The sequence below is a fragment of the Streptomyces decoyicus genome (genome assembly GCF_019880305.1).
GTDB lineage: Bacteria > Actinomycetota > Actinomycetes > Streptomycetales > Streptomycetaceae > Streptomyces > Streptomyces decoyicus.
Map to the genome: position 1 here is coordinate 7,270,094 of NZ_CP082301.1, position 14,778 is coordinate 7,284,871.

Annotated in this window: 7 protein-coding genes; 6 read left to right on the top strand and 1 reads right to left on the bottom strand. The window is 74.8% G+C overall.

Going from position 1 to position 14,778, the window contains the following annotated elements:
• Nucleotides 1–4: 4 nt before the first annotated feature.
• Nucleotides 5–787 (bottom strand): DeoR/GlpR family DNA-binding transcription regulator, encoded by a 783-nt coding sequence (locus K7C20_RS31745; RefSeq protein WP_030078181.1) that lies wholly within the window; start codon nucleotides 785–787, stop codon nucleotides 5–7.
• 275 nt (nucleotides 788–1,062) lie between these two features.
• Between K7C20_RS31745 and K7C20_RS31750 the strand changes: the two genes are divergently transcribed.
• The 6 genes from K7C20_RS31750 to K7C20_RS31775 all read left to right on the top strand — a co-directional run bounded on the left by K7C20_RS31750 (nucleotide 1,063) and on the right by K7C20_RS31775 (nucleotide 14,759).
• Nucleotides 1,063–2,388, top strand: a complete 1,326-nt coding sequence (locus tag K7C20_RS31750; RefSeq protein WP_048829014.1) for an MFS transporter — start codon at nucleotides 1,063–1,065, stop codon at nucleotides 2,386–2,388.
• 13 nt (nucleotides 2,389–2,401) lie between these two features.
• Nucleotides 2,402–3,976, top strand: coding sequence for an FGGY-family carbohydrate kinase (locus K7C20_RS31755; RefSeq protein ID WP_053209300.1), 1,575 nt, complete (start codon nucleotides 2,402–2,404; stop codon nucleotides 3,974–3,976).
• Entirely contained in the window at nucleotides 3,969–5,483 is a 1,515-nt protein-coding gene (locus K7C20_RS31760) for an FGGY-family carbohydrate kinase (protein WP_209443931.1), read from the top strand. Before K7C20_RS31755 ends, K7C20_RS31760 begins: the two co-directional genes overlap by 8 nt.
• Nucleotides 5,480–6,106 (top strand): histidine phosphatase family protein, encoded by a 627-nt coding sequence (locus K7C20_RS31765; protein WP_030078191.1) that lies wholly within the window; start codon nucleotides 5,480–5,482, stop codon nucleotides 6,104–6,106. The genes K7C20_RS31760 and K7C20_RS31765 overlap by 4 nt, the downstream gene beginning before the upstream one ends.
• A 46-nt stretch (nucleotides 6,107–6,152) precedes the next feature.
• A complete protein-coding gene (locus K7C20_RS31770; RefSeq protein ID WP_030078193.1) occupies nucleotides 6,153–7,196 on the top strand; it encodes a 2-hydroxyacid dehydrogenase in 1,044 nt (347 codons plus the stop codon).
• A 237-nt stretch (nucleotides 7,197–7,433) separates the two neighbouring features.
• Nucleotides 7,434–14,759: a type I polyketide synthase gene (locus K7C20_RS31775; RefSeq protein ID WP_053209301.1), complete on the top strand. Its 7,326-nt coding sequence runs from the start codon at nucleotides 7,434–7,436 to the stop codon at nucleotides 14,757–14,759.
• The last annotated feature ends 19 nt before the right edge of the window (nucleotides 14,760–14,778 follow it).

A 14,778-nucleotide genomic window follows, 5' to 3' on the forward strand; every position in this document is an offset into this window, starting at 1 on the left:
ACCCCTAGCCCCGGGCCGGCACCACCAGTACCTCGGTGCCGGCCGCCCGGATCTCCCGTACGTGTTCCGCCGCCAGCCCGTCGTCGACGATCAGCAGGTCGAAGTCGGTCAGCGGGGCCAGCGCGTAGAGGCCCCCCTTGGCGAACTTGGTGTGGTCGGCGACCAGGACGCGGCGGCCGGCGCTTTCCATCATGGCCCGCTTGACCTGCACGGTCTCCGGTGAGGTGTGGTAGCAGCGGCCGTTGGTGACGGCCGTGGTGGACATGAACAGCACATCGGCGCGAAAGGCCCGTACCGCGTCCGCGGTGTGCGGGCCCATGAACGCGTCGTACGCCGGGAAGTACACACCGCCCAGCGTGATCAGCGAGACGCCGGGCTCCTTGGCGAGGGTGGTGATGGCCGGCAGGGAGTTGGTGATCACCGTCAGCGGGGTGTGTTCGGCGACCTGGTGCGCCAGCAGCAGACAGGTCGTGGAGTCGTCGAGCAGCACCGTCTGCCCGGGGACCAGCAGCGTGGCGGCGGCCCGCGCCAGCTGCTGTTTGGTCTGCGCCATGGTGGCCATCCGCTCCGCGACACTGCCGTGGAACTGTGCCGACGGCAGCCCCGTCGCGCCTCCGCGCACCTTGCGCAGCCAGCCCTGCGCCTGAAGGGCGTCCAGATCGCGGTGCGCGGTCATCAGGCTGATGCCGAACTCGTCGGCGAGGTCCGCGGTGCGCACGAAGCCGCGGGCGATGACGGTGTCGCGCATGCGGCGCCGCCGCTCCTCCTGGGCCTCGACCCGGTCCATCGCTCCGCTCCTTCCGGTCCCCGTGCGGCCGCCCGGCGTGGTGGGGCGACCACGTCGCAGGGCTCGGCCGCGTGAATTCGCCGCGTTATGTTCGCATGGATTTCACATGGCGCGCGCGGCGACAGCGGCGTCCACATGCGGTTCCGGTACGACACAACATGGCAGGTCGCGGCCCCGATGCGAAGATTCCGGCGGCCATTGACGCCCGTTTCCGCCCGGCGGTTCCATCACTGCGTCCACCCCTCCTGCCCCGCCGCCGCAGAAAGGGAGATTCGATGACGAACTCTCCTCCGCGTTCGCTGATCACACGCCTGGGTATCCCGCCGACCCTCGCCTGGGGATACCTCGGACTCCTCCTCTTCATGATCGGAGACGGAGTCGAGTCCGGCTATCTCTCGCCGTACCTCATCGACCAGGGCATCTCGGAGTCCCGGGTCGCGCTGCTGTTCACCGTCTACGGGATCGCCGCCGGCCTCGCCGCCTGGCTCTCCGGAGTGCTGTCCGACCTGTGGGGCCCGCGCCGCGTCATGTGGACCGGCCTGGCCATCTGGGCCGCCTTCCAGCTGTTCTTCCTCCTCGCCGCCATCCCGCTCACCAGCTATCCGCTGATGATGCTCGCCTACGGGCTGCGCGGCCTGGGGTATCCGCTGTTCGCCTACGGGTTCCTCGTCTGGGTCGCCGGGGTGACACCGCGCGCCCGGCTCGGTACGGCGATGGGGTGGTTCTGGTTCGCCTTCACGGGCGGCCTGCCCACGCTCGGCTCGCTGGTCGCCGGCGGGCTCATCCCGCAGATCGGTTCCTACGCCACGCTGTGGGCCGCGCTGGTCCTGGTGGCCGCGGGCGGGCTGATCGCCCTGCTGCTGGTCCGTGACGACCACGGTGTACGGCGGCCCCGCGGTACGGGGGAGGGGCCGGTGGCCACCCTGGTCGGCAGCATCACGATCCTGTGGCGCAACCCCCGGGTCGGGGTCGGCTCGGTCGTCCGGGTGATCAACACCGCCTCGCAGTTCGGCTTCTTCGTGATCATGCCGATCCACTTCACCAGGACCGTCGGCTTCAGCCTCACCCAGTGGCTGCATCTGCTCAGCGCGATGTTCGCGACCAACATCTTCGCCAACCTGCTGTTCGGCGTGCTCGGCGACCGCTTCGGCTGGCGCCGCACCATCGCCTGGTTCGGCGGTGCCGGCTGCACGCTCAGCACGCTGCTGCTCTTCTACGTCCCGGACGCCGCGGGCCCGAACTTCCCGCTCGCCCTCCTGGTCGCCGCCTTCTACGGCGCTACGCTGGCAGGTTATGTACCCCTATCGGCGCTGGTGCCCACTCTGGAGCCGAAGCACCAGGGGCAGGCGCTGGCCGCCCTCAACCTGGGCGCGGGAGCCAGCACCTTCGTCGGCCCCGCCGTCGTCGCGGCCTTCGTCGGACCGCTCGGCGTCGAAGGGGTGGTCTGGATCTTCGCGGGGATGTACGCGGTGAGCTGCGTGCTCGCCCACTTCCTGAAGCTGCCGGACGAGCCGGGTACGGCGGACGCGCAGGACGCCGCCGCACAGCGCGGCAACGCCCCCGAGGGCACCGCTGCCGGCGCCGCCTCGGCACCGGCGTGAGAGGACTCCACTGATGTCCGTACTGACCATCGACGTCGGCACCACGGTGATCAAGTCGGTCGTCTTCGACGACCAGGGCACCGAGATCGCCGTCGCCCGCCGGGCCACCGAGGTCCTGCGCCCGCACCCCGGCTGGGCGGAACAGGACATGGACGCCGTCTGGGACGCCGTCGTCCACACCGTCCGCACCGTCCTCGACGGGCTGTCCGACCCGGTCTGGCTGGTGTCCTTCACCGCCCAGGGCGACGGCGCCTGGCTCGTCGACGACCGCGGCCGGCCCACCGGACCCGCCATCCTGTGGTCCGACGGCCGGGCCGGGGACCTGCTCACCGGGTGGCAGCGCGACGGCGTCCTGGAGGCGGCCTTCCGCCGGAACGGCTCGCTGACCTGCGCAGGGATGCCCAATGCCCTCTTCGCCTGGCTCGCCGCGAACGACCCGGACCGGCTGGCCCGCTCCGCCACCTCGCTCACCGCCGCCGGCTGGCTCTTCCTGCGCTTCACCGGTGTACGCGCCAGCGATGAATCCGATGCCTCGGCCCCGTTCCTCGACCACGCCACCGGCGCGTACGACCCGTACATCCTCGATCTGTTCGGCCTCGGCGCGTACGAGCGGCTGCTGCCCACCGTCCTCGGGGAGTCGCAGCGGATCGCCGAGATCACCGGCGCGGCGGCGGGCGAACTGGGGCTGCCCGCCGGGCTCCCGGTCGTGATGTCCCCCTACGACATCGCCGCCACCGCCCGCGGTGTCGGCGTCGTCAACCCCGGCCAGGCCTGCAGCATCCTCGGGACCACACTGTGCACCGAGATCGTCCGTACCGACATCGACACCGGCGGCGAACCGTCCGGCGTCCACATCGCCTACCGGGGACGCGAACGGGTGCTGCGCGCCTTCCCCACCCTCAACGGCGCCGAGGTCCTCGGCTGGGCCGCCCGGCTGCTCCACCTGCCCGGCCCCCCGGAGCTGGCACAGCTCGCCTTCGAGTCGGAGCCGGGCGCTAGGGGGCTGATGTTCCTGCCCTACCTCTCCCCGGCCGGCGAGCGGGCCCCGTTCCTCGACCCGGGCGCCCGCGGCTCCTTCTGGGGGCTGTCCCTGGAGCACACGCCCGCCGATCTGGCGCGCGCCGTCTTCGACGGGCTCTCGCTGGTCCTGCGGGACTCGCTGGCCGCCGCCCGTACGGACGTCAGCGAGCTGCGGCTGTGCGGCGGCGGCGCCAACAGCGATGCCTGGTGTGCGCTGATCGCCGATGCAACGGGTGTGCCCACCGCCCGCTCCGGCGACACCGAACTCGGCGCCAAGGGCGCCTTCCTCACCGGCCTGGTCCGCACCGGCGCCGAGACCAGCATGCACAGCGCGGCCGCCAAGTACGTCCGGATGCAGCGCAGTTGGGAGCCCGTACCGGAGCGCGCGGAGTTCTATGCCGCGCTGTACGAGGACTTCCTCGGCTGGCGGGCCCGCGCCCGGGAGGCGGGCTGGCGGGGCGGCGCGGTCTGGCGGGGGAGCGCCCGCCGCCGGCCCGAGGCCCCCGGCCGGCCGACCGAAACCACCGGCCACCCCGCCGGCACCACCCCTGGAGGCCCCCGTGTCTGACCCGCGCCCCGACGGCGGCACCCCCGCCCCCGGCCTCGACGGCATCTGGCTGGGCCTCGACCTCGGCACCCAGAGCGCGCGCTGTGTCGCCGTCGACGGCACCGGGCAGGTCCTGGCCTCCGCCGCCCGCCCGTTGACCGGCCGGCGCGACGGCAAGCAGCACGAGCAGGACCCCGAGGAGTGGTGGAGCGCGCTGGCCGCCGCGTGCCGGGAGGCCCTCGGCGGCGTCGACACCCGGCGGATCCGCGGGCTGGCCGTCGACGGCACCTCCGGCACGATCCTGCTCGCCGACGCACACGGCACCCCGCTCACCCCCGGTCTGATGTACGACGACGGGCGCGCCGCCGCCGAGGCCGCGGCCGTCAACGCCGCCGGAGAGGCGGTCTGGCAGGAACTGGGCTACCGCAGCATGCAGCCCTCCTGGGCGCTGCCCAAACTCGTCTCCCTGCTGAAGAACGCCGCCGCGCGCCGGCCCGGCGTCCGGCTGCTGCACCAGGTCGACCTGGTGACCTGGCGGCTGGCGGGCCACCAGGTCGCCGGCGACGCCAGTCATGCCCTCAAGACCGGCTACCACCTCGTCGAGGAACGCTGGCCGGAGCAGGTCATGGACGAACTCGGCGCCCCCGAGGGCCTGTTGCCCGAGGTGGTGCGCCCCGGCAGCCCGCTCGGCACCGTCTGCGCCGCTGCCGCCGAGGCCACCGGCATCCCCGAAGGAACCACCATCGTCGCCGGGATGACCGACGGCTGCGCCGCGCAGATCGGCGCCGGGGCACTCGCGCCGGGCGCCTGGAACTCGGTGCTCGGCACCACCCTCGTCCTCAAGGGCAGCAGCCCGCACCTGGTCCGCGACCCGGCAGGCGTCGTCTACTGCCACCGCGGGCCGGGCGACAACTGGCTGCCGGGCGGCGCCTCCAGCAGCGGCGCCGGCGTCCTTGCCCGGCACTTCCCCGGCGAGGACCTGGACGCGCTCACCGCCCGCGCCGCGGCCCTGGACCCGGACGCGGTCGCCTACCCCCTGGTCTCCACCGGCGGCGAACGCTTCCCCTTCCGCGCCCCCGGCGCCACACCCTTCGTCCTCGGCGACGTCCCCACCCGGGCCGCCGAATTCCACGCCTACCTCCTCGGCGTCGCCTGCCTCGAACGGCTCTGCTTCGACTATCTCGACCACCTCGGCGCGCCCGTCGACGGGCCGCTCACCCTCACCGGCGGCGGCGCCCGCAACGCCTACTGGTGCCAACTGCGCGCCGATGTCCTGGGACGTCCCGTACTGCTGCCGCAGCAGGCCGAGGCCGCCCTCGGCATGGCGGTCCTCGCCGCCACCTCCTCCGGCGCCGGCCTCCAGGAAGCGGCCGCCGCCATGGTCCGCATCGACCGGGAGATCCGGCCCGCACCGGGCCGCACCGCCCGCTACCTCCCCGTCCATCTCCGTTTCCTCGACGAACTCACCCGCCGTGGCTGGCTCGACCAGGCCGTGGCCGACCACGCCCGCAGGAGGGCCGCACCGTGACCGACTTCATCCTCGTACGCCATGGCGAGACCGTCTGGCATGCGGAGAACCGCTACGCCGGCCGCACCGATGTGCCCCTCACCGACCACGGCCGCGAGCAGGCCGCCACCCTCGCCACCTGGGCCGCCTCCGCCGGCCTCACCGCCGTCGCCAGCTCCCCGCTCTCCCGCGCCCGGCTCACCGCCGCCCCCGCCGCCGAGGCCTGCGGCCTCACCGCACGCACCGACGAGCGGCTCTACGAACTCGACTTCGGCCAGGGCGAGGGCCTGACCAGGGACGAGATGCGCCACCGCTTCCCGGAGCGGCTGGCCGCCTTCCTCGCCGACCCGGTCGACAACCATCTGCCCGACGGGGAGGACCCGCGCCGCGCCGCCGCGCGCGCCGCCGACTGCCTCGCCGACCTCGCCCACGAGCAGCCGCACGGCCGGATCCTGGTCGTCGCGCACTCCACCCTCGTCCGGGTCCTGCTCTGCCATCTGCTGGGGATCCCGCTCGCCGACTACCGCCGGGTCTTCCCCCAGGTGCACAACGGCGCCCTCACCGAGATCCGCATCGAGAACGGGCGGACCGCGCTGCTCAGCTTCAACACCCCGGCCCTGAACCGGGCCCCCGCCCTCCACTGACCGTACGGCCGCCCGTACCGCACCCGCCTCTCAGGAGAAGCCCCTCATGAGCACCACCGTCCTCGCCGCCGGCAACCACTTCATCCGCCCGAGCCTGTTCACCCGGGCCGTGCAGGCGGCCGCCGGGGACGCCCCGCTGGACGTACGCGAGATCCAATTCGACTGGCCGCACACCCCCTTCGGCCCGGTCGCCGAGGTCATCGAGGCATCCGGCAGCGAGGACGAGATGATCGAGGCCCTCCAAGGCGTCGAGATCTGTGTCACCGAGCACGGCCCGCTCACCGAGCGGATCCTCGCCCACTGCCCCGATCTGAAGCTGTTCTGCACCAGCCGCGGCGGCCCGGTCAACGCCAACGTCGAAGCCGCCACCCGGCACGGCGTCGCGGTCTGCTACGCCCCCGGCCGCAACGCCACGGCCACCGCGGAGCACACCCTCACCCTGATGCTGGCCGCCGCCCGCGGCGTCGGCGACACCCACACCGACCTGCGCCGGGGCGTCTGGCGCGGCGACTACTACGACTACGACACCTGTGGCATCGAGATCGAAGGCGCCACCGTCGGGCTGATCGGCTTCGGCGCCATCGGCAGCCGGGTCGCCAAGGTCCTCGCCGCCATGGGCGCCCAGGCCCTCGTCCACGACCCCTACGTCCGTCCCGAGGCGCTGGCCGGCCTCGCCGAACAGGTCTCCCTCGACGAACTGCTGACCCGCTCCCGCATCGTCTCCCTGCACGCCCGGGTCACCGAGGAGACCACGGGCATGATCGGGCGCAGGCAGATCGCCGCGATGCCCCGTGGCGCGGTCCTGGTCAACTGCGCCCGCGGTGCGCTCCTCGACTACGACGCGGTCTGCGACGCCCTGGACTCCGGGCAGCTGGCCGGCGCCGGTTTCGATGTCTTCCCCGAGGAGCCGCTGCCCGCGGGCTCCCGGCTGCTGACCGCTCCCGGCGTCGTGCTCACCCCGCACATCGCGGGCGGCAGCCAGGAGGTCGCGCACAAGGCGGCACGGATCGTCGCCGCCGAGGTCGGCCGCCATCTGCGCGGCGAGCCACTGGTCAACTGTGCCAACCCAGGTGTATTTCAGGCCAGTTGAGGCGTCAAGAGTCGGCCGTCGGGGCGGCATCGGCCCAGGTACCGGGGAGGTGGCGGAGGTGGAACACCACCTTCGTGACCTTGGCGAAATCAACTACCGCCTGGTACGCGTGCGTTGACAGTGCAAGGGGGTGGCTCCACCATGCAACGCGGTATCAGCGGGCCAGGGCATGTCCTACCGCTGGTTACCGCAGGTGGCAGTGGTAAAGCGTGTCCGCCCCCAGCAGAAGGAGCGCCCGTGGCCCCCTGGCCCCCTCTCCCCGGCAACCCCCTTTCCGGGTCCGGCGACCCCGGTTCCCGCCCTCCTGCCTCCACTCCCGGCGGTCCGGCTCGTCCCGCGGCTGCCCCTGCCGGGCAGACCGCCGGGGCCGCTCGGCCCGGTCCCGCCTCCGACGAGCCCGCCCGCCCTGGGACCGCGGGCCGTGACCTCGTCGTCGCGCTCTCGCCCTTCGAGGAGCCGGGCGAGCGGATCGTCGTGGCGGCCGAACGCGCGGGCGCGCTCGGCCTGCTGGACCTCGGCCGGGACGCCGGTGCCGCGCGCGACGCGCTCGCCAGGACCGGACGATTACGCCACGGAGTGCGGGTGCCGGTGGGATGCCCGCTCACGCCCGCCGATCTGCCCGACGAGGTCGACACCGTGCTGCTCGCCGACCCACGGGCGTACGCCGCCGCCGTGCCGCACGCCGTCACGCACGCCGCCACCGGACCGAGCGCGGTCCCCGGGCCGGACGACTGGTCCGGCGGCGGGCGGCGCCGCGTATGGGCCGAGATCACCACCCCCGAGGAGGCCGCGGCGGCGTGTGCCGCCGGGGCCACCGCGCTCGTCGCCCGGGGCCATGAGTCGGGCGGCCGGGTGGGCGAACTCACCACCTGCGTCCTGTTGCAGCGCGTACTGACCGACCCGTCCGTGACGGTCCCCGTGCTCGCCGCCGGGGGCATCGGCCCGCACACCGCCGCGGCGGCCGTCGCGGGTGGCGCGGCCGGAGTGCTGCTCGACTCCCAGCTCGCGCTGACCACCGAGGGCGAGGCCCGGCTGCCCCTGGCGGTCGCCGCCGCGATCCGGGCCATGGACGGCAGTGAGACCACGCTCGTCGCGGGCCACCGGGTGCTCACCCGCCCGGACCTCACCACACCCGCGGCCGCCGGCCCCGCAGAGGCCGGCGCCGGGACCACCGGGGAGGACACCGGCCCGGCCCGCGTCGCCGCGCTCCTCGGCGCCCGCGACCTGCACACCCAGCTGCTCCCCGTCGGCCAGGACGGTGCGTTCGCCGCCCGGCTCGCCGCGCGGCACCGCACCACCGGTGGCATCGTGCAGGCGGTACGGACCGGCCTCGCGGAGCACCTCGCCGCGGCGGCCCGCACCCGTCCGCTCGCCCCGCGCCCCCGAGCCCGCCATCTCCCCGTTGCCCAGGGGCCGATGACCCGGGTCAGCGACGAGTCCGCCTTCGCCGCCGCCGTGGCCGCCGAGGGCGGACTGCCCTTCCTCGCGCTCGCCGTGATGGACGGCGGGCAGGTGCGCCGGCTGCTGGCCGAGACCGCCGAGCGGCTTGGCGAGCGGCCGTGGGGCGTGGGACTGCTCGGCTTCGCACCGCCCGAACTCCGGCGCGAACAACTCGCCGCGGTCGCCGAGTTCGCCCCCGAGTACGCCCTCATCGCCGGTGGCCGGCCCGCCCAGGCCGCGCCCCTCGAAGCGGCCGGGACACGGACCTACCTCCATGTCCCGGCACCGGGGCTGCTGGAGCGCTACCTCGCCGAAGGCGCCCGGAGATTCATCTTCGAGGGGCAGGAGTGCGGTGGTCACATCGGCCCCCGGGCCAGCTTCCCGCTGTGGGAGGAGCAGATCGAGCGGCTGACCGTCCACACCCGGACGCACGGCGGGACGGCCGAGGACCTGGACCTGCTCTTCGCGGGCGGCATCCACGACGCCCGCTCCGCCGCCATGGCGGCGGCCGCCGCGGCCCCGCTCGCCGAGCTCGGCGCCCGTATCGGCGTCCTGATGGGCACCGCCTACCTGTTCACCCAGGAGGCCGTGGCCACCGGCGCCGTACTCCCCGGATTCCAGGACACCGCGCTGGCCTGCGACCGGACCGTACTGCTGCGGACCGCACCGGGCCATGCCACGCGCTGCGCCGAGACCGCCTACGCCGAGGAGTTCGCCGCGGCCGAACATCTCCTCGCCGCGCAGGGCACCGACCCGCGCGCCCGGTGGGAGGAGCTGGAGCGCCGCAACCTCGGGCGGCTGCGCCTGGCGAGCAAGGGCCTGCGCCATACGGACGGCGGGCCGCCCGCGCCGGTGGAGGAGCCGGAACAGCGCCGGGAGGGCCTGTACATGCTGGGCCAGGCCGCCACCGCCCGCAGCGCCCCCACCACCGTCGCCGCGCTGCACACCGACGTCACCGAAGGGGCCACCGCACAGCTCACGGCACGGGCGGAACGGTTCCAAGCCCCCGACGGACAACCGGAGCGGGACGCGGAGCCGCTGGACATCGCCATCGTCGGCATGGCGTGCTTCTATCCCGGCGCGGCCGACACCGCCCGCTTCTGGTCCAATGTCGTCGCCGGCGTCGACTCCGTCACCGAGGTCCCCGCCGAGCGCTGGGACACCGCTACGTACCACGACCCGGACCCCGCGCGGGCGGGCGAACGCACCCCGTCGCGCTGGGGCGGCTTCCTGCCCGCCATCCCGTTCGACGCCCTCGCCCACGGCATCCCCCCGTCCTCCCTCACCGGCATCGATCCCGTGCAGCTCCTCGCCCTGGAAGCGGCCGCCAAGGCGTTGGCGGACGCCGGATACGCCGACCGCGACTTCGACCGCACCCGCACCAGCGTCGTCTTCGGTGCCGAGGCGGGCGCCGAACTGGCCGGCGCCTACGGCCTGCGCACGCTGCACCCGGCCTACCTGGGAGAGCTGCCGCCCGGCCTCGACGCCGAACTGCCCCGCCTGACGGAGGACTCCTTCCCCGGCGTGCTCGCCAATGTCATCGCCGGGCGCATCGCGAGCCGGCTCGACCTGGGCGGTGCCAACTGCACCGTCGATGCCGCCTGTGCCTCCTCGCTCGCCGCGCTCGACCTGGCCTGCCGCCAACTGCGCGACCACGACAGCGATATGGCGCTGTGCGGCGGCGCGGATGTGCACAACGGCATCAACGACTATCTGATGTTCGCGTCCGTACGCGCCCTGTCGCCCACCGGCCGCTGCCGCCCCTTCGACGCGGCGGCCGACGGCATCGCGCTCGGCGAGGGCGTGGGCGCACTGGTCCTCAAGCGGCTCACGGACGCCGAGCGCGACGGCGACCGGGTCTACGCGGTCATCAAGTCGGTCGGCACCTCCAGCGACGGACGCTCCCTCGGGCTGATCGCGCCGCGGCCCGAAGGCCAGCGGCGCGCCCTGGAACGCGCCTACCGACGCGCCGGGATCAGCCCCGCGCAGGTCGGTCTCCTCGAAGCCCACGGCACCGGAACGGTCGTCGGCGACACCGCCGAACTCGGCGTCCTCACCGAGCTGTTCGAGGCCGCGGGAGCCGCACCGGGCAGCTGCACACTGGGCTCGGTCAAGTCGCAGATCGGGCACACCAAATGCGCGGCCGGCCTGGCCGGGCTCATCAAGGCCGCGCGCGCCGTGCACACGGGCGTACGGCCGCCGACGCTGCATCTGACCCGGCCGGCCGCCGACACCGGACCGGACACGGGCCCGTTCCGCTTCGACGCCGGGCATGCGCGGCCCTGGCCGGTCCCCGTGGGGCGGCGTATCGCCGGGGTGAGCGCCTTCGGTTTCGGCGGCACCAACTACCACGCCGTGCTGGCCGGTTACGACGGCGCGCCCGAGCCCGCCCACGCCCTGACGCACTGGCCCGCCGAGCTCTTCTGTTTCCGAGCGGCCGACCTCCCCGCCGCCGAACGGGCCATGGAGCGCCTCGCCGCGCGGCTGGCGGACAACGACGCCGCCGGACGGCCCTGGCCGCTGCGCGACCTGGCCGCCGAGACCGCCGCGGCACCGGGACCTGTCCAGCTCTGTGTGGTGGCCGACGACCTCGACGATCTCGCCGTCAAGCTGGCGGCGGCCCGCCGGTGCGACGCCGTCGAGGGCGTGTATCCGCGCCGGCCGGCCGCCGACCCCGGTCTGGTCTCCTTCCTCTTCCCCGGCCAGGGGAGCCAACGGCCGGGGATGCTCGGCGAGTTGTTCCTCGCCTTCCCCGCGCTGCGCGGCCTGCTGGACGTCGCCGATCCGGAGTGGGTCGCGGCCATGTTCCCGCCCACCGCCTTCACCGCCGAGGGCCGGGCCGCCCAGCAGGCCGCCCTCACGGACACCCGCGTCGCCCAGCCGGCGCTCGGCCTCGCCTCCGCCGCCGCACACCGGCTGCTCACCACGCTCGGCGTGCACCCCGACTGCACGGCGGGGCACTCCTACGGCGAGCTGACCGCACTGTGGGCGGCGGGCGCCTACGACATCGGGACGCTGCTCCGGCTCAGTGCCTGCCGCGGCGAGGCGATCCTCGGTGCAGCCGGGGACGACCCGGGGGCGATGGCCGCCGTCGTGGCCACCCCGGAGCGGGTCCGGGGCCTGGCGCAGGGCGCCGGGGTCGTCGTCGCCAATCACAATGCGCCCGAACAGAGCGTGATCTCGGGGCCCACGGACGCCGTGGACGCGGCCGTGGCGGCGTTGCTCGGTGCCGGGGTGCAGGCGAGGCGACTGCCCGTCGCCTGTGCCTTCCACAGCCCGCAACTCGCCGCCGCCCGCGAGGCGCTGGCCGCCGGACTGTCCGCGGCGCAGGTGTCCGCGCCCGCCTTCCCGGTCTGGTCCGGCGCCACCGCGCGCCCCTACGAGCGCGAGGCCTCCGCGGTACGCGCGATGCTGGCGGACCAGGTCGCCGCACCGGTGCGCTTCGTGGAGCAGATCGAGGACATGTACGCCGCCGGGGTGCGCACCTTTGTGGAGGCCGGTCCCGGCCGGGTGCTCACCGGCCTCGTCGGGCACATCCTGGGCGGACGGCCGCACACCGCCGTGGCGTTGGACGTGCCGGGCGAGTCCGGGCTGGCCAGGCTGCCGCACGTGCTGGCCCGGCTCGCCGCGGCCGGGGTCCCGATCGACCCGGAGGCCCTGTTCCGCGGTCGTACGGCGCTCCTGCCCGCCACGGCGCCGCGCCGCCCGGGATGGCTGGTGGACGGGCATCTGGTGCGCACCGCCGACGGCGCCTGTCTGCCGGGCGGGCTGCGCCCGGCGCGTCGCGTGGACACCTGGCGCGGCGGTGAGGGGACGGCGCCCACGGACGGCATCGCATCCGGCACCGCATCCGGCACCGCACCCGGTGACGCGGCCCGGCAGGATGCGGTACTGGAGTATCTGCGGGTCTCGCGAGAGCTGGTCGTCGCCCAACGGGACGTCGTGCTCAGGTACTTGGGGGAAGCCCCCGCGGTCGGCCGGACGGCGCCCGTCGCCGGGCCGGCCGCCTCGTCGTACACCGCGCCCCTGGCGGACGAAGCCGGGGCCCCCGCCGAAACCGCCCTCGCGCCGGCGCCCTTCATCGAGGCGAAGCAGCTGAGCTCCGACGAACTCCTGGACGCCGTACGGGAGATCATCCACACCCGGACCGGCTATCCGCACGAGATGCTCGACGCCGGGCTGGACCTGGAGGCCGATCTCTCGGTGGACTCCATCAAGCGCGTGGAGATCATCGGCGCACTGGCCGACCGGATCGGACTGCCGCAGGACGCCGACGGCGCCATGGAGTCGGCGGTGGAGCAGCTCGCCCGGGTCAAGACCATCAGCGGCATCGTCGACTGGATCGCCGCCGCCCACGCCGAGCCCGCACCGACGGTCCCTTCCTCGGCCGAGTCCGCACCGGGCCTGGCCTTGTCCGAGTCCGCACCGGACCTGGCCTTGCCGGGGTCCGCACCGGACCTGGCCTTGCCGGGGTCCGCACCAGCACTCTCCTTACGGGCGCCCGCACCGGATCCCGCCGCCTTCCTGGCCGATCCGGCCCCCGCCACCCCCGAGTCCACACCGGCCGCCTTGGTGCAGCCCGCGCCGTCCGTTCCCGCGCCGCCCGCCACCGCGCCCCCGCCCGCCGCGGGCGACGCGGGCCGCGTCCCCGTGCCGCAGCCCCCCACCCGCCACCTGGTCCAGGTCACTCCCCTCGGCCCGCCCGCGAGCCGGCCGCCCGCCGAGGTGGTGGCGGGCAGCGACTTCACGGTCGTGGAGGACGGGCAGGGGGTGGCGCTCGCGCTCGCGGCCCTCCTGGAGAGCCATGGCGCACGGGTGCGTACCGTCCCCGCCGAGCGGCTGGCCGAGGCCACGGCGGACGGGGTGGGCGGGCTGGTGGACCTCAGCGCCCTGCGGGCGGGCCGCGGTGCGGTGCTGCCCGGCCAGTACGCGGGGCTGCGCGCCGCCCTGACCGGCGGAGCGCGGTGGCTGCTGCTGGCCACCGCGGCGGGCGGCACCTTCGGCCACGACGCCACGGAGGAGGCTCCCGACCCGCTGCCCGGCGCCGGGCTGCGCGGCTTTGCCCGTACGGCCGCCCTCGAATACCCCGAGGTCCTGATACGCGCCGTGGACATCGATCCCAAGGACCGCCCCGAACGCATCGCCGCCCACCTCCTCGCCGAACTCTGCGCCCCCGGCGAACCGGTCGTCGTCGGCCGCACCAACGGCACCCGCACCACCCTGCGCACCGTCCCCACGCCACTGCCCCGCGACCGGGCCGCCACCGGCCGGCCGCCCCTCGGTGCCGATGCCGTGGTGCTGCTGACCGGCGGCGCGCGCGGTATCACCGCCCGCACGGCCCACGCCCTGGCCCGCGCCCACGGCTGCCATATCGAACTCCTGGGACGCACGCCCCTAAAGGAGACCCCCGAGGACCCGGTGCTCGCGCACGCCCACGACCGCATCGCGCTGCGCGCCGCGCTCATCGCCCGAGGGCTGCGCAGACCGGCCGAGATCGAGGCGGCGGCCGGCCGCGTCCTGGCCCGTCGTGAGATCACCGGCACGCTCGCCGCCCTGGAACCGCTCGCCGCCTCCGTGCGCTATCACGCGGCCGATGTCACCGACGCGGCCGCCGTCCGTGCCGTGGCGCAGGACATCCGGGACCGGCACGGCCGTCTCGACGGGATCGTGCACGGCGCGGGCACCCTGGAGGACAAGCTGCTGTGGGACAAGGACCCGGCCTCCTTCGCCCGGGTCTTCGCCGGCAAGGTCGACGGGGCCCGTCATCTCCTGTCGGCGGCCGGTGACGACACAAGCTTCCTCGCCCTCTTCGGCAGCGTCGCCGGGGTCTTCGGCAACCGCGGCCAGGCCGACTACGCCGCCGCCAACGACGCCCTGGACACCCTCGCCAGGGCCTGGTCGGCGCGTACGGCCTGCCGTGTCCTCGCCGTGGACTGGGGGCCGTGGGCGGCCGACGCCGGCGGCATGGTCACCCCGGAGCTGGAGCGCGCCTACGCCCGCCGCGGCATCCCGCTCCTGGACCCCGAGGCCGCGGTCGCCGCCTTCCTGGACGAACTGGCCCATGGCACCTCGGCCCAGGTCGTCCTGGCGGCGGAGGCGGGCGCGGAGGCGGGCGATGAGTGAGCCCGGCGCCCGGCGGACC

What these genes read in the sequence shown, in the direction of transcription:
- K7C20_RS31745 (WP_030078181.1), bottom strand. Translation starts at nt 787, where the DNA reads ATGGACCGGGTCGAGGCCCAGGAGGAGCGGCGGCGCCGCATGCGCGAC.
- K7C20_RS31755 (WP_053209300.1), top strand. Translation starts at nt 2,402, where the DNA reads ATGTCCGTACTGACCATCGACGTCGGCACCACGGTGATCAAGTCGGTC.
- K7C20_RS31770 (WP_030078193.1), top strand. Translation starts at nt 6,153, where the DNA reads ATGAGCACCACCGTCCTCGCCGCCGGCAACCACTTCATCCGCCCGAGC.
- K7C20_RS31750 (WP_048829014.1), top strand. Translation starts at nt 1,063, where the DNA reads ATGACGAACTCTCCTCCGCGTTCGCTGATCACACGCCTGGGTATCCCG.